Source organism: Exiguobacterium sp. s36 (assembly GCF_018618345.1).
Classification (GTDB): Bacteria; Bacillota; Bacilli; order Exiguobacteriales; family Exiguobacteriaceae; genus Exiguobacterium; species Exiguobacterium chiriqhucha.
On the sequence record NZ_JACSLW010000001.1, the window covers coordinates 708,313 to 730,881 of the forward strand.

Annotated in this window: 28 protein-coding genes and 1 pseudogene; 9 read left to right on the top strand and 20 right to left on the bottom strand. The window is 53.7% G+C overall.

Going from position 1 to position 22,569, the window contains the following annotated elements; translation table 11 throughout:
* The 3 genes from KNP95_RS03540 (at position 1) to KNP95_RS03550 (ending at position 1,324) form a co-directional block, all read left to right on the top strand.
* Positions 1-342: a DMT family transporter gene (locus KNP95_RS03540; RefSeq protein ID WP_214835471.1), complete on the top strand. Its 342-nt coding sequence runs from the start codon at positions 1-3 to the stop codon at positions 340-342.
* On the top strand, positions 332-679 hold the full coding sequence (locus KNP95_RS03545; protein ID WP_214835473.1) for a nuclear transport factor 2 family protein: 348 nt from the start codon (positions 332-334) through the stop codon (positions 677-679). The genes KNP95_RS03540 and KNP95_RS03545 overlap by 11 nt, the downstream gene beginning before the upstream one ends.
* 135 nt (positions 680-814) lie before the next feature.
* Positions 815-1,324, top strand: a complete 510-nt coding sequence (locus tag KNP95_RS03550; protein WP_214835475.1) for a hypothetical protein — start codon at positions 815-817, stop codon at positions 1,322-1,324.
* Between the two features lie 35 nt (positions 1,325-1,359).
* Here KNP95_RS03550 and KNP95_RS03555 read toward each other — a convergent pair.
* The 6 genes and pseudogenes from KNP95_RS03555 to KNP95_RS03580 form a co-directional block, all read right to left on the bottom strand.
* Positions 1,360-1,500: pseudogene (locus KNP95_RS03555) on the bottom strand (VOC family protein); the annotation flags it as partial.
* A 51-nt stretch (positions 1,501-1,551) separates the two neighbouring features.
* A complete protein-coding gene (locus KNP95_RS03560; protein ID WP_214751501.1) occupies positions 1,552-2,325 on the bottom strand; it encodes an ABC transporter permease in 774 nt (257 codons plus the stop codon).
* Positions 2,322-3,026 (bottom strand): ABC transporter ATP-binding protein, encoded by a 705-nt coding sequence (locus tag KNP95_RS03565; RefSeq protein WP_214718158.1) that lies wholly within the window; start codon positions 3,024-3,026, stop codon positions 2,322-2,324. Before KNP95_RS03565 ends, KNP95_RS03560 begins: the two co-directional genes overlap by 4 nt.
* A gap of 15 nt (positions 3,027-3,041) precedes the next feature.
* Entirely contained in the window at positions 3,042-3,575 is a 534-nt protein-coding gene (locus KNP95_RS03570; RefSeq protein ID WP_214718354.1) for a GNAT family N-acetyltransferase, read from the bottom strand.
* Complete coding sequence (locus KNP95_RS03575; protein ID WP_214718161.1) at positions 3,575-3,793, bottom strand: DUF6440 family protein; 219 nt, start codon at positions 3,791-3,793, stop codon at positions 3,575-3,577. Before KNP95_RS03575 ends, KNP95_RS03570 begins: the two co-directional genes overlap by 1 nt.
* A 131-nt stretch (positions 3,794-3,924) precedes the next feature.
* Positions 3,925-4,257, bottom strand: a complete 333-nt coding sequence (locus KNP95_RS03580) for a GntR family transcriptional regulator (RefSeq protein ID WP_251128866.1) — start codon at positions 4,255-4,257, stop codon at positions 3,925-3,927.
* A 56-nt stretch (positions 4,258-4,313) separates the two neighbouring features.
* Here KNP95_RS03580 and KNP95_RS16195 point away from each other — a divergent pair, with 56 nt between their 5' ends.
* The gene (locus KNP95_RS16195) at positions 4,314-4,475 is read left to right on the top strand and encodes a hypothetical protein (protein WP_215188179.1); all 162 of its coding nucleotides are present in this window, start codon (positions 4,314-4,316) and stop codon (positions 4,473-4,475) included.
* Complete coding sequence (locus KNP95_RS16035; protein WP_214763612.1) at positions 4,400-4,573, top strand: family 4 glycosyl hydrolase; 174 nt, start codon at positions 4,400-4,402, stop codon at positions 4,571-4,573. The genes KNP95_RS16195 and KNP95_RS16035 overlap by 76 nt, the downstream gene beginning before the upstream one ends.
* 312 nt (positions 4,574-4,885) lie before the next feature.
* Here the strand turns inward: KNP95_RS16035 and KNP95_RS03595 are convergent, their stop codons facing one another.
* Positions 4,886-5,446, bottom strand: coding sequence for an AAA family ATPase (locus tag KNP95_RS03595; RefSeq protein WP_214800989.1), 561 nt, complete (start codon positions 5,444-5,446; stop codon positions 4,886-4,888).
* 260 nt (positions 5,447-5,706) lie between these two features.
* Here KNP95_RS03595 and KNP95_RS03600 point away from each other — a divergent pair, with 260 nt between their 5' ends.
* Positions 5,707-6,948 (top strand): hypothetical protein, encoded by a 1,242-nt coding sequence (locus KNP95_RS03600; RefSeq protein WP_214835477.1) that lies wholly within the window; start codon positions 5,707-5,709, stop codon positions 6,946-6,948.
* A 13-nt stretch (positions 6,949-6,961) separates the two neighbouring features.
* Here KNP95_RS03600 and KNP95_RS03605 read toward each other — a convergent pair whose 3' ends face one another.
* Together KNP95_RS03605 and KNP95_RS03610 are read right to left on the bottom strand one after the other, a co-directional pair.
* Positions 6,962-7,126, bottom strand: a complete 165-nt coding sequence (locus KNP95_RS03605) for a hypothetical protein (RefSeq protein ID WP_165569432.1) — start codon at positions 7,124-7,126, stop codon at positions 6,962-6,964.
* A 19-nt stretch (positions 7,127-7,145) separates the two neighbouring features.
* Positions 7,146-7,373, bottom strand: a complete 228-nt coding sequence (locus KNP95_RS03610; RefSeq protein ID WP_214714170.1) for a DUF3221 domain-containing protein — start codon at positions 7,371-7,373, stop codon at positions 7,146-7,148.
* A gap of 125 nt (positions 7,374-7,498) precedes the next feature.
* Between KNP95_RS03610 and KNP95_RS03615 the strand changes: the two genes are divergently transcribed.
* Positions 7,499-8,383 (top strand): tetratricopeptide repeat protein, encoded by an 885-nt coding sequence (locus tag KNP95_RS03615; RefSeq protein ID WP_251138452.1) that lies wholly within the window; start codon positions 7,499-7,501, stop codon positions 8,381-8,383.
* Between the two features lie 72 nt (positions 8,384-8,455).
* On the opposite strand, the gene KNP95_RS03620 is transcribed toward KNP95_RS03615, so the two are convergent.
* From KNP95_RS03620 to KNP95_RS03655, 8 genes are all read right to left on the bottom strand, one after another.
* On the bottom strand, positions 8,456-9,202 hold the full coding sequence (locus tag KNP95_RS03620) for an SDR family NAD(P)-dependent oxidoreductase (protein ID WP_214714172.1): 747 nt from the start codon (positions 9,200-9,202) through the stop codon (positions 8,456-8,458).
* 124 nt (positions 9,203-9,326) lie between these two features.
* The gene (locus KNP95_RS03625; protein WP_214835479.1) at positions 9,327-11,030 is read right to left on the bottom strand and encodes a methyl-accepting chemotaxis protein; all 1,704 of its coding nucleotides are present in this window, start codon (positions 11,028-11,030) and stop codon (positions 9,327-9,329) included.
* A gap of 188 nt (positions 11,031-11,218) precedes the next feature.
* Entirely contained in the window at positions 11,219-13,042 is a 1,824-nt protein-coding gene (locus KNP95_RS03630; protein ID WP_214835481.1) for a methyl-accepting chemotaxis protein, read from the bottom strand.
* 121 nt (positions 13,043-13,163) lie between these two features.
* Positions 13,164-15,905: an Ig-like domain-containing protein gene (locus KNP95_RS03635; protein ID WP_214835483.1), complete on the bottom strand. Its 2,742-nt coding sequence runs from the start codon at positions 15,903-15,905 to the stop codon at positions 13,164-13,166.
* A gap of 114 nt (positions 15,906-16,019) precedes the next feature.
* Positions 16,020-16,232 (bottom strand): DUF2922 domain-containing protein, encoded by a 213-nt coding sequence (locus KNP95_RS03640; RefSeq protein ID WP_021066376.1) that lies wholly within the window; start codon positions 16,230-16,232, stop codon positions 16,020-16,022.
* A gap of 29 nt (positions 16,233-16,261) precedes the next feature.
* Positions 16,262-16,474, bottom strand: coding sequence for a hypothetical protein (locus KNP95_RS03645; protein ID WP_021066375.1), 213 nt, complete (start codon positions 16,472-16,474; stop codon positions 16,262-16,264).
* Positions 16,475-16,500: 26 nt separating this feature from the next.
* Positions 16,501-16,641: a YvrJ family protein gene (locus KNP95_RS03650; protein WP_021066374.1), complete on the bottom strand. Its 141-nt coding sequence runs from the start codon at positions 16,639-16,641 to the stop codon at positions 16,501-16,503.
* A 68-nt stretch (positions 16,642-16,709) separates the two neighbouring features.
* The gene (locus KNP95_RS03655) at positions 16,710-16,922 is read right to left on the bottom strand and encodes a hypothetical protein (protein ID WP_029594867.1); all 213 of its coding nucleotides are present in this window, start codon (positions 16,920-16,922) and stop codon (positions 16,710-16,712) included.
* A gap of 320 nt (positions 16,923-17,242) precedes the next feature.
* Here KNP95_RS03655 and KNP95_RS03660 point away from each other — a divergent pair, with 320 nt between their 5' ends.
* Positions 17,243-17,683: a MerR family transcriptional regulator gene (locus KNP95_RS03660; protein WP_214751439.1), complete on the top strand. Its 441-nt coding sequence runs from the start codon at positions 17,243-17,245 to the stop codon at positions 17,681-17,683.
* A 29-nt stretch (positions 17,684-17,712) separates the two neighbouring features.
* Here the strand turns inward: KNP95_RS03660 and KNP95_RS03665 are convergent, their stop codons facing one another.
* From KNP95_RS03665 to KNP95_RS03675, 3 genes are all read right to left on the bottom strand, one after another.
* Positions 17,713-18,468, bottom strand: coding sequence for a Fic family protein (locus KNP95_RS03665; protein WP_214835485.1), 756 nt, complete (start codon positions 18,466-18,468; stop codon positions 17,713-17,715).
* Positions 18,469-18,561: 93 nt separating this feature from the next.
* Positions 18,562-18,735 (bottom strand): hypothetical protein, encoded by a 174-nt coding sequence (locus KNP95_RS03670; protein WP_214835487.1) that lies wholly within the window; start codon positions 18,733-18,735, stop codon positions 18,562-18,564.
* 14 nt (positions 18,736-18,749) lie between these two features.
* The gene (locus tag KNP95_RS03675; RefSeq protein WP_214835489.1) at positions 18,750-20,603 is read right to left on the bottom strand and encodes a sensor domain-containing phosphodiesterase; all 1,854 of its coding nucleotides are present in this window, start codon (positions 20,601-20,603) and stop codon (positions 18,750-18,752) included.
* A gap of 279 nt (positions 20,604-20,882) precedes the next feature.
* Between KNP95_RS03675 and KNP95_RS03680 the strand changes: the two genes are divergently transcribed.
* A complete protein-coding gene (locus KNP95_RS03680; RefSeq protein ID WP_251138453.1) occupies positions 20,883-22,490 on the top strand; it encodes a C40 family peptidase in 1,608 nt (535 codons plus the stop codon).
* Positions 22,491-22,569 lie beyond the last annotated feature (79 nt).

The window sequence follows — 22,569 nt, forward strand, 5'->3', positions numbered from 1 at the left end:
ATGAAATCCTATGGAATCTTACTCGTATCGATTGCGTTCGAGGTGCTCGGGACGTCGATGTTGAAGCTGTCGGACGGATTCACCAATCTGTTCCCGAGTCTCGTTCTCTTAATCAGCTTCGCCATCTCGTTCACGTTGATGGGCATCGTCTTGAAGACCATCCCGCTCAGCATTGCCTATAGCGTCTGGGCCGGGCTCGGCACGGTCGCGACCGGGCTGATTGGGGTGTTCGTGTACGGGGAAGTGCTGTCGAGCTTGAACAGCATCGGCCTGATTGTCATCGTGCTCGGCGTCATCATCATGAACTTTGGAAAACGGGAGGAGCAACCACATGCTGGCTGACTTAATCGAACAACAGGAACGGGCATTACTGACGACCGACGTGCGCACATCGCCTGAGCACTTGCACCGTCTACTCACGGATGATTTTTTTGAAATCAGCAGTTCCGGACGCATGTTATATCGGACGGCATCTGCCGCCACGATGGACCTCGGCGAGATTCACATCACCTTATCCGACTTCTCACTGGAGACCGTTCAAGACGACGTCGTCCTGGCCACGTATCGGACCGAAGACCACTCCACCGGACGCATCGCCTTGCGCAGTTCGATTTGGGTGAACGTGGATGGCCAATGGAAGATGCGTTTCCATCAAGGGACAATCGTTCCGCCTTCTTGACACTAAATCGTCACCTAAAAAGGGAGTGTCCCAATCGACACTCCCTTTCGTCGTACCTGATTCATTTTTGTACATACCCCTCATGTTCATTTTGCTTATAATCAAGCCATCTGATGAGATGAAAGGAAGATGAACATGGATCAACATACACAAAAGCAATGGTTTCAATCCGTTCGGCCGAGGCGTTCCATAGAAGAACAGCTGGCCCTCAAAAGGTCGCGTGAAGCGAAATTGACGTTCGAGCCGACCATCCCGCTCGATGCCATCCGTAAAAAACGACCGACCATCACCGTCACGTTCACGGTCGGCGGCTTCGGCGTCCATAACGAGTCCACCATCACGTTTTTTGAAGATGGCGCGGTCAAACGAGAAGTCATCTGGCGTGAAGAGTTCGACTTAGGCACGGCGATTCCCCGTTCCGGTTGGTACAACGAAACAGATGCCTTCCGCGTCCATGAGCGATTCGTGTCGCTCGTCTCACATCGCTGGCCTGAAGTATTCGAGGAAAAAGGGTACTTCACGATGGACGGGACGCAATGGAACTTCACTGTGAACCGTCACGGCAAACTGTTGCATCAGCATGGGGGCAGCAACGCCTATCCTTCCAATTGGAAAGCTGTCATCGAACTGTTCGGGATCTCTTGAACGAAAAAAGAGCACCCACAGCGGGCACTCTCCATTTAGAGGGCTTGAATCATCTCGACTCGATTGCCGAACGGGTCGCGGAACTCGAACCGGTCGAATCCAGGAATCGGGATACCCGTGAGCCGCTCGATTCCTTCCGCCTCAAGCGTCTTCCCCCATTCCGCTAAATCGGTCACGGTCTTCTTCCCCTTTTGGAATCGTGATTTGCACGTGATGGATGCCTTGAATCATGTCGTTTTCCCCTTTCGATACGTCAAGCCGACGAACTGAAGTTTTTGGTTGAACAGGCGCGGATACGCCAGATAGCCGACCATGACCGCCGAAATCGATGCGGTCGTCAAGATGAGGAATAAGATGAGCAACTGATACAACACCGCCTCCATCGGGTCGGCCCCGCCGATGATGAGTCCGCTCATCATACCGGGGAGTTGGACGAGCCCCATCGTCTTCTGCGCCTCGACGGTCGGGATCATGCTCGTGCGGATAGCGCTCTTCAAACTGCGCTCAATCGCTGCTTTCGGTGTGCCGCCGAACGACAAGATGAGTTCAATCACTTCATCGCTCCGCTCGACCTCGTCTTTGAACTTGTTCAAAAACAGGAGCGACAACACCATACAGTTCCCGATGACCATGCCGCTGATCGGGATGACTTTCTCCGGCTCGAACGGGATGATGCCGAGTCCGAGCATAAGGCCCATCGTCAACGTCTCGACCGTGACGAGCGTGAGCAGAATCATCCATGTGATGCCAGGGATGCCGTCCCCTTTCTTGATGATGTTCTGCGTCGCCGCCCCAATCATCAAGAGAATCATGAGCAGCATGAACACCGGGCTGTCGCTCTCGAAGACGAAAGTCAAAATGTAGCCGATGATGAGCAACTGAACAATCGACCGCACCGTCGCAATCAAGATGTCGCGTTCGAGCCCGAGTTTTAAGAACAGTGCCAAACCGAGCGGGATGGCGACGAAAATCAATGAGGTCATCAGTTCGATGAACGTCATAGCTCTTCCCCCCTCACGAAACGACCGATCATCGGATTGTCGGACTCGTCGATGAACGTCGCGTCGCCGAATTCAATCAATTCCCCGTTTCGCAAAAACCACATGTCATCACTGACACGCCGGGCCTGATCCAAGTCGTGCGTGATCCAGACGACGGTGACCCCGAAGTCTTTTTGCAGTCTCACAATCAACCTCTCAATCTCTTTCACAGTCCGATAGTCGAGGCTCGCCGTAATCTCGTCCAACAACAGCACGTCCGGCTTGTTGACGAGCGTCCGGGCAATGGCGACACGACTCCGTTCCCCGCCCGACAACGTCTTGATCGGTTGGTCGAGCGAGATGCCGCCCAAGTCGACTTTCTGTAACAGGTCCGCCGCCCGCTCCCGTTCGAGCGTCTCACCGAAGATGGCTTTCGGCAAGTTCATGTTGTCGTACACCGTCCCGTCAATCATCGGCGCGCTTTGAAACGCCATGCCGATTCGCTGGCGCAGTTCGATAACGTCGATCGAATCGATGTTCTCCCCTTTGAAGTAAATCGCGCCGGCGTCCGGTGATAACAGACCGTTGATGTGCTTCAGGCACGTCGTCTTGCCGGCACCGCTCGGGCCGACGAACGTCGTGATGCGTCCTTCCCGGAAATAACCGGACACGTTATGTAAAATGTCTCCATGACTCACGTTTTTGAATTCAATAATCTGCATCGGTGTCGTCCCCCATCATGTCATGCTGTCTGTCTCAAGCAATGAATACATATACAAATCGTCATATTTCCCTTGCGTTAACTCATACCCCCGTAGCAACCCTTCTCGCGTAAATCCGACCCGTTCGAGGAGCTGTTGTGACGCGGTATTCGCCGGCTCGACGAGCGCCTCGATACGATGGAACCCGAGTTGTGTGAACCCATGACGAACGACTGCTCGGAGCGCCTCACCAGCAATACCTCTTCCCCAATGATCCGAGCTGAGCTCAAACCCGATTTCTGCCCTCTGGTGCTTCGCTGAAACGTTCAAAAATCCGCAACTGCCGATGACCTCGTCTTGCCCGGTCAACGTGATGCCCCAGCGGACACCTGTCCCTTCCTCGAGAATTGAGTCGTACCAGGCAATCTCTTCTAACGCATCCTCTAACGACGTGAACGGGTCGAGTCCCATATGGCGGACGACTTCAGGTTTCGATAAATACGCCAACAGGTGCGGCGCATCGTCCGCTATCACTCGCCGTAACGTCAGCCGATTGGTGCTGAGTGACATCACGATCGGTACCCTTCCTCGACGACAACATCACCATTCGCATCGAGTAGCGGTGTGATGCCACCACCTGTCCCGACCCATGTCTGGATATAGTTCACGCCGGTGGCCGTATCGACGAGGATGGTGATTTGCCCGAGTTCCGGCAGTTGTTCCGTCAATTTTACTTGAAACCGTTTCGTTCCTGCCGCTTCTTCTGCTGTTTTCTTTTTGAATAACATCCTACCCCCACCTTTCTACTTCTAACTGTACGCAACATAGCTTCTCGTTTCAATGAATGAGAGACATCCATGGCTGCCGGATGCGAAACCCCTTTAATCCATACAAAAAAACACGCCAGACTGTGGCGTGTTCAAGAATAGCTCCGCTCGATGACGAAGCTCGTCTTATCCCCTCTAAAGTAGGAACGTGAATATTCAATCGTACGTCCAGAGGCGTCCTCGGTCACCGTCTCGATATAGAAACACGGCGTACCGAGTGGACAGTCGAGCAGCCCACTCACTTTCTCATCAGCGAGGGCAATCTCGAGCGCCTCCGTCGTCTTGGCGACATGGACGTCATGGACTTGTGACAACGTCTGAAAGAGCGAGTGCTCGGCCTGGTTTTTCGTGATGCCCGGTGCGACCTGCCATGGGATGAACGATACTCGACCGCGCTTCCCTTGTACGGCGATGAACGGTGCCAGCCGGCTTGGTAAAAGCGTTCCGTACGATTCTGGTCTTGATTGAGCTCGCCAATGAGATGGCCGTAATTTGCCCGGACGCTTGGCTCGTTAACTTCACGAATCTTGCCCGTATCGTCATCAAAATTCACCTGACGACGCCATCATCACGAAGTCAGGTCCGCTTCCAATCACCATCGGGTCACTCCCGCTGCCAATCAAAGGATTCATCACAAATTTGAAGACGTTTGAACAACTCGCGATTCAAGAGATTATCTCAGGTTCGCACCACGACGCCTATCCCGCCGGCTTGATGAATCCACTCATCCAAGATGAGTAAAGATTGATTCAGCTATTCGATGCGTATGAAGCGCGTTTACCACAATTCAACTTATTTAGTCGATGTTTTTCGCATCTCTAAGCGTCTCAGGACGCGTTCTACGGTGACGGCGTCACACGAGAGACGCTCGATGCGATTCAACCTGGAGACTCGATTGAGGTCATGGTCCACCCGGCCGATCTCGATCCCATACTCCCGAGCGTCACGTCTTACCTCGATGCACATCTCGTCGAGAAAGACCTGCTCACCTCCTATCACCGCCCCGATTGGTGGGCATAACAAAAGCGAGTCCTTATGCGGGACTCGCTTTTGTCATAGCTGGAAATGTTGTTTGATTCGTTCAGCGACCGTCGCCGCATCGAGATGCGTGTTGTTGATGCGCAAATAGTTGTCGACGTCGAGTTCCCCGTGCTGTGAGTTCAATCGATAGAGCGTCGCCGTTTGCTTCAACTCACCTTCCGACCAGGCGATATCCCGCTTCGTCGGCTTATGTGTCAGCCGGTTCTCCGTTTGGTTGCGGATCAGCCGCTCTTCGATGTCCGCCTCGAGCTCGACGTAGTAGATATCGGCCCCGTTCGACTCGAACAGGTCGGTCACTTGTTTGATATACGCCCAGTCCTCTACTAAATCAAACGCCCAGACGTACGTGAAAATCATTCCGTCCAAGTCACTTTTCGCGACCGCTTCGAACAGCTCATGGCGGAACAGCTGGACGAGGCGGCGGCCTTCGTCCGTCCCATAACTGAAGAACGGACTGACGAGATCAATCGTCATATGGTTATGGAACAGCTTTAAATCCGTGATGCTGGCGAGCTCTTGTCCGACCGTCATCTTACCGACGGCTTGTGGACCGAATAATACGACGAACTTCATATCTAATCCCATCCCTACTGTCATTTTCAACAGCATATCATATTGCTCGACTCATCGAATAGGAACGGAAGGCACGGGTCGTCCAAAAGGGCTGCATGTCGGTTTCCCCTTTCTGAAACGTTACTCTAACCCATTCCCGTTTTAAAAAAAGTCAGTCCAAATCCAGATAAATGTGTGTGCCCCCAACAAATATTTGTTTACCCCTGCTTCATATGAGGAATAGGCATATCATCTATGTGTATGAAGGAAGGTGTCATCCCGTGACTTGTCCACGCTGCGGAGCGAAGACCCGCTCGAAAACCACTGTTTGTCCGACGTGTGGCCATCGCCCACGTCGCTTGAAATGGATTGCTGTCCCCATCGTCATTGCACTCATCGCATTCGTCTCGTTTTTAACGAACGCCTATCTTACCGACAGCCCGCGCTCGAGTGATTCACTCGCCGACAAAGTCGATTTGAACATCACGAAAGACACGGTCTCAGCCGATGGTGCCACCACCGTCGACCTCGAGACGTTGCAAGATAGCCTGTATACGGTCGGCACGGGTACCGGGTTTTTGATTAGCCCGCAAGATATATTGACGGCGGCCCATAACGTCGCCGGCATCACCCGCGTCACGATGAAACATGGTGACAAGACGGTGAATGGAACGGTCATCGGCCGGACTGACGCCATCGCCGTCATCCGCATCGAAAAAGTAAAAGCGACCCCGTTCTCGTTCAGTCACGCGATTGTCGGACCAGACGAATCGGTGTTGACACTCGCACCGGACGAACAGATTGAAGGAACGCTCACGTTCGAAGAAGACAGCTATCGCCGCGAATTCGATTTACCGAACCGCGCCATCGGCAGCCCGATCGTCACGGCCAATGGACGAGTGCTCGGCCTTCACTTGGTGACGAAGACGCTCCCGGTCGCCTTGTTCGAACAAGACGTACTGTCGTTCCTCGAGTCGGATACACCGGTCCCGCCACCGACGACAAAACGCAGTGCCCCGGCCGCTGAACTCGCACCGGTCGCACCGATTACACCGGTACCGAAACGTGAGGACCCGGTCGAACCAGCTCCAGCTCCTGAACCGGAACCCGCGCCCGAACCGACACCAGCACCGGAAGCCGAGGCAGCACCAGACACACCGGAACCGACCGAGCCTTCAGTTGAAGAACCGGCACCGGTCGAGGAAGAGCCTACGGCCGAACCGGAACAACCTGCTGAAGAATCGGAGGCCCCTCCCGTCACGGAGCAACCGACCGAGCCTGACGTCCCCGTGACCGAACCGGCCGAACCGGTCGAGCCGGAACAGCCGGCAGTTCAAGAAAAAGAAGCGGAGGCGGCACCGGTCAAGAAACAAGACAAGCCGAAAGCCACCGCTAAACCTGACAAGAAAGAGACGCCGCCCGTCGTCAAGGAGAAACCGGTCGCCGATGACGCGACCGAAGAAGCCACAGACGAGCCGCCTGCAGTTGAAACTGAAGATGAAGAAAGCACGCCATCGGAATGATGACGTGCTTTTTTTACGTGTCGTTTCGAGAGCGTCGCTGCAAGTTGCCGACCGCGGCCCCGAATAGGAGCAGGATAATCGACAACATCCAAAATGGCATCACGTCCTGCAACAACCAGACGATCAGCGCACTGATGGCGATGACAACACCCATCCACAAAAAATTCGACTGTCCCATTTGTTTCACCTCGGTCTCATCATAGCACATCAATTCGATGCGCCATCGCCTGTGGCGGCAGCGAGCGTGTCATCTTCTCATCGTGCTCGACGCGCACCTGTTGCCCGACGGCGAGCGGTGTCTCATCCTCTCGAAGTGGCTCTTCCCAGTGAAACACGATGCCATCGAACGGCTCGGCATCTAGATTCGGCGCGACCCGCATCCGCGTCGGTTCGAGCTCGACGATATAACCTGTGAACGTGACCATCTCCATTCCTCCATTTCCTCGGAAATCCTTCCCTATTCTTTTCCCATTTTTTGAAATAACTCTACTCGTTCGCTCGATTGCTCGGTATAATGAAGCAACACTCATTTACGCCGGGAGGGACCCTCATGAAACACACCATCGATTTACACCATCCAGACTTTCAACGCACCTTCCTCGAGATGATGCTCCTTGAAGAAATGATTGACGACTATAACGCCGAAGCAATCGAATCGCTCGTCGTCCGCGGCGAGACGAACTTTCCGGACGACCCGTTTTTTCCGGCGATGCGGGCGTATCCTCTCATCCGTGAAGGCGAGTTCGGTCGGGCCCGCGACGTGCTCGAAGCCGCGAGCGCAAAAGGTGATCATTACATGATCCACTGTCTCCATGGCATCTTGAGCGACGATACAAATTTCTTGTTCGAGGCTGAACAGCATTTCCTTCGGGCCGTCGAACGCTATCCACACGTGCCGATCGTCCAACGCACCATCGCCGTCCATTACTTCAATCGTAAGTTTTATGGGGAGGCCGGTCTCCACTTGATGCATTACGTTCGGCTCGCCGGATTCAACGAAGAGACGGTGCCGATGTTGCTCGAATTCTTCCAAGTGTATGATGAGATTCCACTCGAGATGAACGATGAACTCCTCAAGGTGGCCATCGGATACTTGAACGCCAACCCGCGCAACCCGCGCGCCCACTCGCTTTATGCGTCCATCTGCAGCCATCGGGTCGAGATGCTCGTCAAACGGTTGCCGGAAGACGACCATCAGCTCGATGACGAGACGATCGCGATGTTGCTCGAGGTCGAAGAGCACGGTATGTGGAGTGCGACGTATGACGACAGTGAGGACCACATGTTCCGCGCCATGTTCGCCGATTATATCGACAACGTCGTCTTGCCGAACACGTCCAAACTGTATGTATACCGTTTGCGTCTCCGCTATTGGTATCACCGGCTCACGCACCGGTTGACCGGGGGCTACGGGGATTCGATGCGCTCGTCTTGATTGAATATGAACAGGGGTCCTGCCACCACATGTTGGTGACGGGACCCCTGTTTGTTTTCTTGTTTGACTTGATCACATATACGGATGAATCGGCCCACGCAACTCGAACGAGTAATCCTCGTGGTTGACGATGCCAACGACTTGATCGCTCTCGAGCAGTTGCACTAAGAACCCGGCCATCTCTTCGGCCGTATGATACTTCTCGACGTTTTGACTATAGTCGAAGTTGTCCTCTTCACGGGCGCGGTTCGCAAAGCCCGTCTCCGTAGCGGCCGGGGCGAGCACTTTCGCCCGCAGTTTGTCCCCGTCGTTCATGAGCTCGCGAGCGAGCCCTTCCGTATACGCGCTGACGAAGAATTTCGACGCGCTATAGGTAACGCCTTTTTTGGCGATATGATACCCGACGACCGACGCGACGTTCAACAGTGTCGCCCCTTCGACATTGTGATAGTCCCGGACGTATAGGCTCGACAGCACCGTCAACGCCTCGACGTTCAAACGGATCATGTTCTCGATTTTTCCGACCTCGACGTCTTTCACGAGATTCGAGTCGCCGAACCCGGCGTTGTTGATCCACGTCTCGATGTCGAAATCGGCGAGCGACTCATACAGCCCGTATACGTTCTCACTGTACGACAAGTCTTTCGCCTTGATGATAACATCGCTCTTCGGCGCGATCGTCTTAATCTCACTTCGTAACTTCTCGAGCTCGTCGTGGCGGCGTGCCACGAGCACGAGTGACTTCCCTTGCTTGGCGAGCAATTTCGCCGCTTCATAGCCAATGCCTGAACTTGCTCCGGTGATGACGGTATATTTCATGACCTGTCTCCTTTTCGATGGAATCGAGATTTTGTCTCTCTCCCGCAATTCCCGTAACACCCTCTCGTCAATCCTGACAACACGCAAAAACCGTCCTCCCTTGAACAGGAAAGGACGGTTCATCTTATGTTTGGAAGCGCCCGATGAGCGTCTGTAAGTCACCGGTCATATTGCCGAGCGACTCGGCGACACCGTTCAATTCTTGAATCATCGCGAGCTGGGAGTCGGCCGTCTCCCCGACGCTGCGCATCGTCTCGGCCGTGCCTTCACTGTCACTCGCCATATTGATTGCCGCTGTCGCGACTTGTTTCGTCGTCATCGCGATTTCGCTCGAGGCGACCCGAATTTGTTCCGTATTCTCGACCGAAGCGTGCAACTGCCCGACGATTTGTTGGAAGGACGCCGTCGCTTCTTCGAGCAACGCCGTGTTCGTCTCGACACGGCGAGCGCTGATGGCGTGACGCTCGAGCACCGCGTTCGACTGGACTTGAATCGATTCGATTAAGCCCGCGATTTGAGACGCCGATTGTTTCGACTGTTCCGCTAGCTTCCGCACTTCTTCAGCGACGACGGCGAAACCTTTTCCTTGCTCACCGGCGCGAGCCGCTTCGATGGCCGCGTTCAAAGCGAGCAGGTTCGTCTGGTCGGTGATCGACTGGATGACCTCGGTGATGAGGGCGATCTCGTCCGACTGTTGTTTCAACGCTGTGATTGATTGTCCGGTCGTGACCGTCTCCGATTCGAGCGCGAGCACTTCTTGCTTCGCCTGTTGGATCGTCTGTTCACCGCGTTCAGCGAGCTTCAGATTCGTCTGGACGTCTTGACTAATCGTTCCAATCGATGTGGCAATCCGTTCGACACCTTCATCAGCCACTGCGACCGCTTGCCCACTCTTCGAGGCAGCCGCTGCCTGGTTGACCGTCTCCCCGACGACTTGTTCGATCATCCGCGTCGTCTCTTCTGTCTGCGAAGACATCTCTTCCGTGCTCGCGTACAGTTCTTCCGACTGGGCCGTAATCTCTTGGGCGTTCCGGCTCACTTCGTCGATGAGTTCGCGAAGGTTGCCTTTCATCTGGTTGAAACCAATCATGAGCTCACCGATTTCATCGCGCGTGAGCGCTTGAAGATCGGCGCGCGTCAAATCGCCGTCGGCGACGATGCCGACCTCGTCCGATAATTGACGGAGCGGTACCGTCACCATGCGCTGGAGCATATAGCCGGCCCCGAGCGTGAGCAGCAAGATGAGGAGGGCAATCCCTGTCGAGTAAAGAAACGCCTGTCCACCAAGCCGCTCGAGCTCCTGTTGTTTCTCGACGATCGTCGCTTCGGTCTCGGCCTGCAACCGTTCGCCCGTCTCCGAGATCGATGCCGTCACATCCGGCATAAGGCGGAGCGTCAATCGGTCGATGTTGTCCTGATCGTTGTTATCGGCCGCGACGATGACTTCTTGCGCCAAATCATCATAGCCGGTCGCATAGGAGAGCATGCTCTCGAGTTCTTTCGTCTCGGCATCCGTGTTCGACAGCGCGAGCAATTGTTCGATCGCCTCTTTCTTTTCTTTGGCGCCGCGTTCGATTTGGGCGCGCCGTTCGTCATCTTGGACGAGAATATATCCGCGTACGCCGTACGCTTGGCGTGTCATCCCGAGCGACAAGTCGTCGGCCGCTTTCATCTTCATGACGTCGTCACGAATCATGTCTTCGTATTGGCTCGTCATATTTTGCAGCGTCCATAGGTTATAGCCCATGCCGAGCGTGACGAACAGCAAAATCAATCCGATGCCGCTAAACAGTTTTTGTGTCAATGACAGTTGATTGAATCGTTTCATAATCCTTCGAGGACCGTGTCCTCTCCCACCTCTATTTCTCTTTTTTTGGAACTACATGGTTTTTATCGGATAGTGCAAACGGTTTTCCAATCTTCTCGCACATTTATTTCAACATTGACCTCATTTCCTAGTTTCCACTCCACATTTTCGCCACAAAAAAGACCGTAGCATGGGGCTACGGTCTAGCTTCATAACTTGAACTGTGACACGCGATTCGACAGTTCGACCGCACGTTGTTCGGTCTCCTGCATCCGTGCCTGCACGTCGTTGAACCGCTCGACGGACAGTTGGACCTTCTCCGAAATCGATTGGGTCCCGTCCGCCCCTTCGGTCACGGTCGTCGCGACTTCTTGGATAACGTGGAGGATGCTATCGGTCATATGACGGAGTTGGAGCGCGTTCGTCTCGAACGTCTCTGCCGTTTGTCCGAACACGGTTGCATCTGCCTCATATTGTGTGGCCGACTCCTCGAGTCGGTCGTAATCGGCGAGCACTTTCGTATCGAGGAACGTCAGCATATCGGCCGAGCTTGTATTGAGCCGGGCGACCGAATCGATGACCGTGTGCGATACCGCTTGAATCTCGTTCACCGTCTGGCGCGAGTTCTCGGCCAGCTTTCGAATCTCTGAAGCGACGACCGCGAAGCCGCGACCGGCATCTCCGGCCCGAGCCGCCTCTATCGATGCGTTCAAGGCAAGCAAGTTCGTCTGGTCCGCGATGGTCAAGATGGCGCTCGTCAGGACACGAATCTGTTCGACCGACTGCGCCCCTTTGATCGCCTCGTCAAGTTCGATGCGTTTCTGTTCGATGATGGCGTTCGCTTCCGTCTTCGATGCAACGGCTTGTTCACGCATGGCGTGAGCGCGACGTTCGACGTCGCCCGCTGTCGTCGCGCTGTCGTTCGACAAGTCGACGATGGAATCGATGGAACTGCCCATCTCGGTCGTCGACGCACTCATCTCTTGCGAGGACGCGGCCGTCTCTTCCATACCGGCCGTCAATTCCTCGACCGTGCCTGACGTTTCTTCCATGTAACGGCTCAGTTCAATGACTTCCGCTGCCACTTCTTTTGACGAGACGAGGACGACTTTTGCCGTCTTGTCAACGTCGATCATGATGTCGCGTAGCGTCGCGAGGAACGTGTTGAACGAGCGGCTCACTTGCGCGATCTCGTCGTTCGATGTGACCGGGATCGCCATCGTCAAGTCACCGCCTTGTGAGGCCAACTCGTCGAACTTCTCTTGGAGCACCCGCATCGGTTTGATGATGGAGCGCAATAGACTCAGTCCGAGGAACAACAGAAGTACGACCGCACCGATCGTCACCGCAAGTAGCGCGATGAGCGACTGTTGAAACTCACGTTCCATGTCGGCGCCGACACGTTGTGAACCTTCCGAGTTGTAGTCGACGAGCTCGGTCAGGCGTTGCGTGAAGTTATCGTATGTCGATTGGGACTGGGCATCGTAATACGAGCGGGCCATGCCGTTGTTGCCAGACGTACTGAAGATGAGCATATTGTCCGACACGCGTTGATACATCTCCCACTGCTTGCTGAAGTTGGCGAACAGTTCTTTGTCCGTCTCACCCGTCGCCGTCTGTTCATATTTCGGGGCGATTTCATTGATGCGTGTCCGAATCTCTTTCATCGCGGTCATCAATTCTTCTTTCGCGGCCGCGTCGTCCGTCACGATGTGTTCAAGCTCGAGCGCGCGATAGTTCGCCGCGAGCGTGTTCAACTCGTGGGCGTAGTCGAGCCCTTTGTTCCAGTTGTTGACGATGTCATCGCCTTGACGGTTCGCATCGGCGAGCGACAAGAGCGAGTAGCCACCGACACCTGCGACCATGAGGAGCGCGAGAATGACGAGTCCCCACAGCTTTTGACGGATGGTCAGGTTCTTGCCGGTCACTCGTTTTCCTTCACGCGTGCTTGGCTTTCGTCGTTTCGGTTTCCATTGAAAGCGCCGGACGTTTAACCGGTTCCGTAACGCTATCCACTTCTGTTTCACTGACATATGTATATTCCCCTCTCGCATGCAACGTTTCTTCCTATATCGTCTTGACGTCGAGGAATCTAAAGGGGATTGACCAAAATAAAAAAAAGATGACTGAAAAATCAGTCACCTTTTCTCTACATTATAATACGGACTTTACAGTCTGGCCGCTTCGGTTGGCCGGCGTCACGACTTTAATCGTCAACTTCGAGCCACGTTTTTGCGGTTTAATGGACACGTTCGTCGAAGTCGATGTGATCGTCTTCTTCGCGACGAGCGTCTTTCCGTTATAAATCGTCACCGTGCCGTACGGGACGTTCGTGCGAACAGCAATCGATTTCGTCGTCGAGCGAATCGTGCCGGTGCTCACCGTCGGGCGCACACCTGCTTTGACGGTCGCACTCTTCGCGTCACGGGCCACACCGACCTTCGCCTCGAACACGAGCTTCGTGCCGGCGCGCTGACGGGCGAACTTCACTTGATAGCTACCGGTCGAGTTCGCCTTCGTCCGTCCAATCACTTTCGTCCCCGCCTTCACGGTGACGGTGGCGTTCGGGAGTGTCTTCCCTTTCCACGTAGTCACTTCGTCAGACGGCGCGAACGACGTCAACGAAGCCGTCGGGACTTTGTACGTCGTCCGCTTCTTCTTGGACCCGATTGACGACTCGACGACGACCGATGTACCTGGTTTAATGGCAATCTGATAACGGTCCTGTCCAGGACGTTTATGTGCCAATTTCCGTCCGTTCACATAAAAATTGACATAAGCATGCGGTTCTTTTAAGACGGTGAACGTCGAAGCAGATGATGTGACGAGCACATCTTTGATGCTGAGTGTCTTCGGTGCGTCACTCGTCACTTTTTGTTCGAACGTTTTACTGAGTTCAGGGCGGAAACTCGCGATGAGTCGAATCGTCTGTCCTTCCCAGAGTGGTCCTTTCAACGCGATGACGTTCGTTCCAGGAACGAGACGTTTTGCTGATTCATCTCGGCCATTTCGCGCTACCGCGAGCAGTGGAGAGAGTGTCCCGTTATAATGAACAGTCACAGTCGTATCACCTGTCTTCGGTGGTTTTGTCCACGTGACGTCAGGCACCGGATAATCTGTTGATACGTAAAGATTCGCATACTGACTGTTCGTGTCGAGAATGCGATAAATGACACGGTAGTACATCGGCTTGTCTCGATTGTACTCCGTTAACTTCGCGACTCCCGATGCGTCTGCTTGGACTTCACGAACTTCATAGTTTGTCGGTGAGAACAATTGACGCACCTCGACTCGGGCATTTGGTTTTGTCCGAATCGTCACACCTTCCATCGCCGTCTCGCTCAACACTTCGGCAATGTTCGTATCGGTCGGTTCATTCATTTGGAACGTCTGTTTGACCGATGCTTTTGTAGCTTGGTTATACGTCGCGTTGTCTGCTACCCAAACCGTGATGGTTTGATTTCCCCAGAGAATACCGCGTGAGAACGTAAAACGTCCTGTCTCATCGGCCGTGACCGAACCGTCACAGCTCGCGTATTTGTTGTTTTCACAAGTCACATACACCGTCATGTTTGGGGCTGTCGTACCGACGATATCCCCTACCGGCCCGTTATCAAATGATGTTTCGATTTGAAGCGGCACTTTCGTCACCGGATTCAAGGTGACTCTGTTGCTCGTGAGGTTTCCGAATCGAAGCGCATAACTGAACGATTCATCGAACGATGGAACGATGTATCCATCCTCGAATGAGCGTGTCGCATCGACCACTTCCGCGTCTGACCCCAAGTCGGCGACAGGGATTTCATGGTAGACGCGATCGATTGTCACGACGGTCGCCATCAGTTGATAGGACTCGCCTAACCAGGTGTTGCCGGCTCCAGACGGTTTTGTAGCTTTCGGCGAGGTGTACAGCTGACCTGGAATGAGGTGGGCACGCTCTGCCGCCAGTAAGCGCTGGTCGTTTCGAAGCAAGTAGCCTCCGTGCAACAGTTTGTAGTCAAGCCGTGAATTGAATGAATCCAGTCGCAGTTTGTTCAATGTCTTCGTGTCTAAATCGATGGTGAGCAAATAATCGAACTCCGTCATCGCGTAGTACGTGCCGTTGTGATAGGTAAACGACTCGATTTCATAGAACGACTGATTTTTCAAATCAAGCGTCGTGATGGTACGTTGCTTCCAATCATACACGTGTAAGTCACTAACCCCTTCTAACAGAAGGTGATCTGTCGTAGGTTCAGCAAATACCGCTGTCACCGTATTCGGCATCTTGATTGTCTCGATTATCTCGCCTGTATCTGGATTCAGATGGAGCAGGACGTCCGAGTACGTGTCCGCAACGATGAGTTCGTTCGCGTTTGTCGCCAATATCACTTGTTCACGATCGGAGAGAGTACGCTCCCACTTCGTGACGCCATCCGAATCAGTCGTCACGAGTTGCTTCGAGCCTTTGTTCTCCCACAACATCATGTCGCGACTCGCATCGTACGTGATAAGTCGAATCGACTCTGTGTCGAATGGAGGGCTGAATGTACGCGTCGACCCATCCCGGTTAACATGAATCATATCCCCCGTCCGATGATGCGTCGCCATGAATGATTCACCGTCTAAGCTCGGCTTGAACGTATAGAAATCTCCATACGCCCCATCTTCATCATGCGACCGACCCGCCGTCAGATTGCCGTTGTAATCGATGGGTACGACGGTCTGTCGTTCTACATCATGAAGCCGCGTGGCTCCGTCTTGATAGTCCAAATAGAAGGGAGACCCTTCAATTGTCTTCACTTCTTGCTCGAGCAGCGTGCCCAGCTCGAACTTCGGAGTCGCGTTCGCTTGATCCATCGGGAGCATCACGAACAACAGCGCGACGAATAAAATTGCATAGTGCCATTTCTTCATTTACAATACCTGCCTTTTATTCAATATATTTTAAATATACCTTCAATTTGTGATTTTTAGAAGAATAACAGGAAAAAAGCACCGTCTCTTCTCTAAGAGACGATGCCTTTTGGATTATTGAACGTTCAACACGGTCTGCGTGCCTTCAATCATCTTGATCTCGGTCCATTTGACGACGCTCTTGCCGAGCGGGTCGTTGGCGACCATGAAGTCTGCGAGCGCTTGCACTTTCAAGGCGTCGACCGGTTGTTTCACGTTATTCAAACGGAAGCGCGATACTTTATTGAACATGTCCAAAAATGCGATTTCTACTTTAGTCTCAGTCATGGGTTAGTCCTCCTTGGATGTGGGTGTGATTAGACGACGTCGTATTCGCGAACGACCGACACGGTGAAATCTTCTTGCTCGGTCAAATCGAGCATGAGGTGACCGAACGCCTCGGCATTGTCAGCCGTGAGTGCCGCCCGAATCGGACCAAAGCGCTGCGTTTTCTTCGTCGGTTTCAAGCTGTTCAAATCGTGGTGCGTCGTCAAGACGAGCGTGGCTTTCTTTTCAGTCAATACGGCCATGGGGGATGGCTCCTTTCGGGGATGGATTACAATTCAGATGGATAGGTCGAGTCGAGACGTTCGAGCAGTTGAATCATGCGCTCAAGGCGCGTCTCGATCCGGTGGAGCAGATAGAGCGAGACGACAATCGGGAAGCCGAGGTTCGAGATGAGTTCGGGCCAGCTCATGGACCCACCCGCTCATCGGACAAGGCTCCGGCGGGACGCTTCGGTACACGCATCAGGGGTTCCTCCAATTAGAACGTCACGTGGAATTCACGCGACACGACGTATGCGGCGGATTCGACCGCGAGAAGCGGAATCAACAGATCACCGAACTGCTTGATCTCCTCGGTCTCCATCCGCGCACCGAGTGGACCGAACCGGACGAGCTGACGCTTTTCCTTGCCGTCAACGAGCCGCTTCGTGTCGAGATAAAAGACGCTTGCGTATTCTCGATACACTGCCATATGTCTCACCTCCTTCGCCCCTATTAACCGAAGTTGGTGAATGTTTGCTCAAATTTCCTTGTAACCTTTTCGTAACGACTATAGACCTATTCTGAATGAAGACACATTCATCGGTCGAAATCGGCTTTATTCCTTGAAATTCCATACCAATTAGGGTATCTTAATAGTCGTCAATCGAATTTCGAAAACACGTCTAAAGTCCCACGAATTCATTTCCCCACTTTGAAAAAACTGGCAGTTAATTGCTTAGAAATGGGTTAATATACGTAAGAGGGCATTTTCGAAATGACCAGTTTGACTTGAAGAAGGAGATACTCTAGATGAACAGCTTAGACTTCGCACTCAACACTTCTATTCCTTCCGCTCAACTCGACTTCGACCACACCGACCTGACGTTTTACGCGACTGACTGGGATGCATATCGCCCGGAAAACGCGAAGCCGTTCCTGTACAACGAACGCCCATTGACCGTCTATCCACTCAAAGAACTGAGCCGTGCGTTTCATGTCGCCGGGATTCCCCGTAGCCAGCAACAGCTGATCAAATGGGAAACCGACGGCGTCTTGCCACCGACCCCGTTCACGATGGGACGCAAGCGCTTCTATACGGAAAATCAGATTCGGACAATCGTCGACATCGCATTGGAATGCGGACTACGGCCCCGGACACACGTCAAAAAGACGAACTTCTCCGAGCTGGCCCATAAAGAATTGGCGTACATACTCCAACTGGAATTGAAAACCGAACTCCCGCATAAATAAGCGGACATGAGACAGCCCTTCCTGAATCGTCAGGAAGGGCTGTTTTTGGATGGATGAGGGGCGATTGCGCTCAAGTACAAATCGAGCGATGTTTCGACCTCTGTCACGACAAGGGCGATAAAGTCGTCATACATTCCTGTCGTATGCGCTCGATCTAACGCATTGTAATAACTCAGGCGATTTTCGACTTTGATGACGATCGGCGGATAACCGGACTTCATCAACTCTAAATTGAGCAACAACCGAGATGTACGACCATTTCCATCAATGAACGGGTGAATCCCCACGAACTTAGCATGCAACAAAGCGCCCCGTTCAACCGGGTGCATCGTATTCGTCTCTGTTTCGTACCAATTCATCAGTTGCCCCATCTTTTCTTGAATGAGGTATGGAGGCGGCGGCATATGAACGGATCCAGCAATAAACACTTGCTGGTCCCGATAGGCGCCTGCATACGCATCATCAATTCCTTTCAAGACGAGACGATGCAAATTTTTTATTTGCCACTCCGTCAGCGGTTCTTCGCGTTGGACAGTCTCTTCTACATAAGAAATGGCGTCCTGGTGGTTGATCACTTCAAGATGCTCGCGCATCGTCTTCCCGCCAACCGTTATACCTTCCAGCACCACTTTTGTCTCGTTGATTGTCAACGTATTTCCTTCAATGGCATTCGAGTTGTATGTCCATTCTAAAAAGAGTTTTGCTCTCAAACTTTGAAGCGTATACGTCGGCAGCGGTCGATTTTGATCCAGTTGTTCTTTTTTCATCGTCAGTTGCTCAAACATATAACCCGCTTCCTTTCTCTCAAGTGTTCGTGATTTAATTATACGCTTGTTTACCTGAGCAAGTCGATTTCGAGTGAACGCCTCATTTCATCTTTAATCGGCAAGGATACCCCCTACTTCAATCGTGTCCCGGGACATCATCAAAGCGCACGGCGGCACTGTCACGGTGACGAGTGCGCGCGGGGCTGGAACGACGATTCGCATCGAGTTGCCGGCCTGACGCGAGCGGCAAAAAAACCGCAGACACGTAACATGTCTGCGGTCCATTCAAAAGGATCCGCTCAACGGAGCGAATCCTTTTTCGTTGTGTCATAATCCTCAATCCACGTCTCGAGCTCGTCAACCGGGAGCGGACGTGAGAACAAGTAGCCTTGCATCTCGTCACAGCCGAGCGAGCGGAGCGTGTCGCGCTGGTCGGTCGTCTCGATGCCCTCACACACCGTCTTCAAGCCGAGCCCGCGGGCGAGCTCGATAATCGACTGGACGATGACGTTGCCGGTCGGGTCGTTGTCCGTCACTTGGATGAACTGCCGATCGATTTTAATCTCATGAATCGGATAATGCTTCAAGTAGACGAATGCCGAGAAGCCCGTTCCGAAGTCGTCAATCGAGATCGAGAAGCCTTGTTCCCGGAATGCGACGAACCGCTCGATGACGTGCTGCTGATTCTCCATCCCGACGCTCTCGGTGATCTCGAACGTCAAATAGTTCGGGCAGACGCCCATCTCCTTGACGATGTGGGCCAACTTTTCGACGACCCCGTCCGACAGGAAATGACGGGCCGACAAGTTTAAGGCGAGCTGATACATCCGGCCCGCGTCGTGCCACGTCTTCAATTGGCGACATGCCGCCTCGAGCGCCCACTCTTCGAGCGCGATGATGACGCCGGTCGATTCGGCGAGCGGGATGAAGTCGAGCGGTGGAATCAATCCTTGTTTCGGATGAATCCAGCGCATCAGTCCTTCGAATCCTTTCAGCTTGCCCGTCGCCGCTTCAATCTTCGGTTGATAATAGAGCGTAAACTCGTTCAAGGCGAGCCCTTTTCGCAAATTCATCTCGAGCGTCAGACGGGCCGTCGCCTTCTCGCCCATTTCTTCCTCATAAAAGGCGATACCCCCACGCTGTACGTGGCGCTCATTTGCCGTGATTCGGGTCGTGTCCATCATCTCGAGCGTCGAACGCGACTTGTCCTCAATCGAGATAAAGGCGCTCATCGTCAAGACGACGTCGAGTTCCCCGACCGCGAACGGCTCGCTCGTCACCGTCTCACAAATCAAATCGGCGAGCGCCTTCACTTTGATGCGGTCGCCGTAAGGCGTCCACAATAGGAAGCCGGATTGCGAGACGCGCGCCAACAGCGACGCATCGACGACTTGTTGGAGGCGTTCCGACAGTTCGATGACGATCTCATCGGCGCGCTGAATCCCAATCGCCGTCTCGACGGAACGGAACTCGTCTACCCGGAAATAAATCAATGAGCCAAGTTGGTTTGGTGTCTGTTCGCGAAGCGCGTCCACCCGTTCGACAAACCCGTTCAAGTTCATGATTCCCGTCTGTTCGTCCGTATAGGCGAGCTTGGCGATGTGTTCATCGACCTCGCGGCGGTCGAGCCGGAGATAGAGGATGGCGATAAAATCGGACAGCGTGCTGACGATCAGCTCTTCGATGAACGTCCATTGCCGCGGTGCGAACGTCTCGCAACAGATGACCCCTTTCGCCTGATTGTTCGCATAAATCGGGGCGTCGAGCATCGAATAAATCCGTTGCCCTTCCACGAAGTACTGTTGATACAAGTCCTTCACCCACTCGTGCGTCCGCACGTCTTCGAACGGGAGCACCCGGTTCGTCCGCAACGCGTCGAAATAGACAGGTGCGTCCCCACGCATGACCGTCAACACCGGTTCGCTCGGTCCGTTCTCTTTCGAATAGGCGACTTGGCAGGAAATCGAAGCGTACGATTCGTCAAAATGCCAAATCGAGACCGTGTCGACGTCGAGCATATCCGAAACGACCTCACACATGTAGGAGAGCGCTTGTCGCACCGCCGCCTCCGTCACCTCAGGCATGCGGACGAGTTCGAACAGTTTCTCTTGATGTTTGCGATATGATTGTGTTGAAAAGTTCCCCTCGTTCATAAGTCCCCTACTCTCGTTCATACGTTTTGCATTCATGATAGCATGAAAAGATATATGTATAGGTTTCCAAAATTCAACAGAAAGTCAATTTTCGATTCCCCTGTTTCTTTAGTACAGTTGACCCGTCCGTGACGAAAAATATTGACCTCATTTTTAACGGAATCCACTGATTGAGCCATTTCCACCATTGCTTGCCGTTTCTGTAAACCCTACAATAAACATGTATTGCTTCACCTGTCGATAATTGTCAAAAGCACTCATAGAGAAGGAAGTGACCCAATGTCCCCTAAGTCCGGCCTCATGTACTCATTCGCAGCCATCGCCGCCGTAACGATCGTCGCCCAGGCCGACGAAGCCGCCGCAGCCAGCTCACACGTCGTCCGTGCCGGTGACACGCTTTGGTCGATCAGCCAACAGCACAACGTGTCACTCGCCAATTTAAAAGCTTTCAACAACTTGAATTCAGACCGTCTCGCCATCGGGCAGACGCTTAAATTGAACGGGAGCGCCCCGACCACAGTGAAACCTACTGCCACATCAGGCACGGGCACTGTCACGACGGCCGCGTTGAACATGCGTCTCGCCGCAGGCACGTGGCACGACGTACTCGTCACGATCCCGAAAGGCCAAGCACTCACACCGATTCAAACGAGCGGTGCCTGGACGAAAGTCAGCTATGGCGGGAAGACCGGTTGGGTACATAACGGGTATTTGACGGCCTCATCTGTCAAACCAGCTACACCGAGCACACCGACTCCAATCAAACCTGCTGCTCCAGCACCATCAAGCGACGCCACCGTCACGACGGCAGACTTGAATATGCGCGTCGCCGCAGGTACGTGGCACGACGTACTCGTCACGATTCCGAAAGGCCAAGCGCTCAAACCGATTCAAACGAGCGGCGCCTGGACGAAAGTCAGCTACGGCGGGAAGACGGGTTGGGTACATAACGGTTACTTGACGAACTCATCCGTCAAACCGACTACACCGAGCACGCCGACAAAACCGGCCGCTCCACAAGAGCAGAGCATCAACCAGTCGTACACCACGACCGCCAACTTGAACGTCCGTCAAGGCCCGGGCATCGGCTACGCCCTCGTCACGAGCATCCCGAACGGCACGACCGTCAAAGCGACGAAGCAGAGCGGCACGTGGGTATACGTCACGTATAACGGCAAGAGCGGTTACGTCAGCACCGGTTACTTGAAACAGACGACGACGGCACCGAGTGCGCCGGTCACACCGAACGCCGGAGACGGCGGTGCAGGCAATGCTTCGTTCGACTACGTCGTGAATACACCCTCGCTCAACGTCCGCACGTCGGCCTCGACGAGCTCGGCCATCATCGGTCGCGTCACGGCCGGACAGACGCTCCGGATCGTCCAGACGTCGAACGGTTGGCATCAAATCTATATCGGGAATACGACCGGTTTCGTCTCGGCGTCTTACGTCAAAGCGGTGCCGAAAGGCTCTGCAGTAAGTCCTGCTCCAGGCACGTCAGAGGCAGGGATCGCCGCCATCGCCGTCGCCAAGAAATACGTCGGCACCCCATACATCTGGGCATCCTCGAACCCGGCCAACGGTGGGTTTGACTGCTCTGGACTCATCTATTATGCCTTCAATCAGGCAGGCTACAGCGTCCCACGCACGAACGTCGCCACGTACTGGGCCGGGTCTTATTTCGGAACACAGCTCAGCAAGACGTTCGTCCCAAAAGCGGGCGATCTCGTCTTCTTCGAAAACACGTACACGGCCGGCCCGTCACACATGGGCATCATGATTGATGCGGACACGTTCATCCACGCCGGGACGTACGGACTCGGCTATAACACGATCAGTAAAGAGCCATACTGGAAATCACGCGTCATCGGTTACAAGCGACCGTGACCTTCGGCGCATTGAAAGACCCGACCTTTGTCGGGTTTTTTTTCGTGGGGCAGGATTTCCCTCGAAAGACTCGAACAGG

What these genes read in the sequence shown, in the direction of transcription:
- KNP95_RS03540 (WP_214835471.1), top strand. Translation starts at nt 1, where the DNA reads ATGAAATCCTATGGAATCTTACTCGTATCGATTGCGTTCGAGGTGCTC.
- KNP95_RS03545 (WP_214835473.1), top strand. Translation starts at nt 332, where the DNA reads ATGCTGGCTGACTTAATCGAACAACAGGAACGGGCATTACTGACGACC.
- KNP95_RS03550 (WP_214835475.1), top strand. Translation starts at nt 815, where the DNA reads ATGGATCAACATACACAAAAGCAATGGTTTCAATCCGTTCGGCCGAGG.
- KNP95_RS03560 (WP_214751501.1), bottom strand. Translation starts at nt 2,325, where the DNA reads ATGACGTTCATCGAACTGATGACCTCATTGATTTTCGTCGCCATCCCG.
- KNP95_RS03565 (WP_214718158.1), bottom strand. Translation starts at nt 3,026, where the DNA reads ATGCAGATTATTGAATTCAAAAACGTGAGTCATGGAGACATTTTACAT.
- KNP95_RS03570 (WP_214718354.1), bottom strand. Translation starts at nt 3,575, where the DNA reads ATGTCACTCAGCACCAATCGGCTGACGTTACGGCGAGTGATAGCGGAC.
- KNP95_RS03575 (WP_214718161.1), bottom strand. Translation starts at nt 3,793, where the DNA reads ATGTTATTCAAAAAGAAAACAGCAGAAGAAGCGGCAGGAACGAAACGG.
- KNP95_RS16195 (WP_215188179.1), top strand. Translation starts at nt 4,314, where the DNA reads ATGGCCGTAATTTGCCCGGACGCTTGGCTCGTTAACTTCACGAATCTT.
- KNP95_RS03595 (WP_214800989.1), bottom strand. Translation starts at nt 5,446, where the DNA reads ATGAAGTTCGTCGTATTATTCGGTCCACAAGCCGTCGGTAAGATGACG.
- KNP95_RS03605 (WP_165569432.1), bottom strand. Translation starts at nt 7,126, where the DNA reads ATGGGACAGTCGAATTTTTTGTGGATGGGTGTTGTCATCGCCATCAGT.
- KNP95_RS03610 (WP_214714170.1), bottom strand. Translation starts at nt 7,373, where the DNA reads ATGGTCACGTTCACAGGTTATATCGTCGAGCTCGAACCGACGCGGATG.
- KNP95_RS03615 (WP_251138452.1), top strand. Translation starts at nt 7,499, where the DNA reads ATGAAACACACCATCGATTTACACCATCCAGACTTTCAACGCACCTTC.
- KNP95_RS03620 (WP_214714172.1), bottom strand. Translation starts at nt 9,202, where the DNA reads ATGAAATATACCGTCATCACCGGAGCAAGTTCAGGCATTGGCTATGAA.
- KNP95_RS03625 (WP_214835479.1), bottom strand. Translation starts at nt 11,030, where the DNA reads ATGAAACGATTCAATCAACTGTCATTGACACAAAAACTGTTTAGCGGC.
- KNP95_RS03630 (WP_214835481.1), bottom strand. Translation starts at nt 13,042, where the DNA reads ATGTCAGTGAAACAGAAGTGGATAGCGTTACGGAACCGGTTAAACGTC.
- KNP95_RS03635 (WP_214835483.1), bottom strand. Translation starts at nt 15,905, where the DNA reads ATGAAGAAATGGCACTATGCAATTTTATTCGTCGCGCTGTTGTTCGTG.
- KNP95_RS03640 (WP_021066376.1), bottom strand. Translation starts at nt 16,232, where the DNA reads ATGACTGAGACTAAAGTAGAAATCGCATTTTTGGACATGTTCAATAAA.
- KNP95_RS03645 (WP_021066375.1), bottom strand. Translation starts at nt 16,474, where the DNA reads ATGGCCGTATTGACTGAAAAGAAAGCCACGCTCGTCTTGACGACGCAC.
- KNP95_RS03650 (WP_021066374.1), bottom strand. Translation starts at nt 16,641, where the DNA reads ATGAGCTGGCCCGAACTCATCTCGAACCTCGGCTTCCCGATTGTCGTC.
- KNP95_RS03655 (WP_029594867.1), bottom strand. Translation starts at nt 16,922, where the DNA reads ATGGCAGTGTATCGAGAATACGCAAGCGTCTTTTATCTCGACACGAAG.
- KNP95_RS03660 (WP_214751439.1), top strand. Translation starts at nt 17,243, where the DNA reads ATGAACAGCTTAGACTTCGCACTCAACACTTCTATTCCTTCCGCTCAA.
- KNP95_RS03665 (WP_214835485.1), bottom strand. Translation starts at nt 18,468, where the DNA reads ATGTTTGAGCAACTGACGATGAAAAAAGAACAACTGGATCAAAATCGA.
- KNP95_RS03670 (WP_214835487.1), bottom strand. Translation starts at nt 18,735, where the DNA reads ATGGACCGCAGACATGTTACGTGTCTGCGGTTTTTTTGCCGCTCGCGT.
- KNP95_RS03675 (WP_214835489.1), bottom strand. Translation starts at nt 20,603, where the DNA reads ATGAACGAGGGGAACTTTTCAACACAATCATATCGCAAACATCAAGAG.
- KNP95_RS03680 (WP_251138453.1), top strand. Translation starts at nt 20,883, where the DNA reads ATGTCCCCTAAGTCCGGCCTCATGTACTCATTCGCAGCCATCGCCGCC.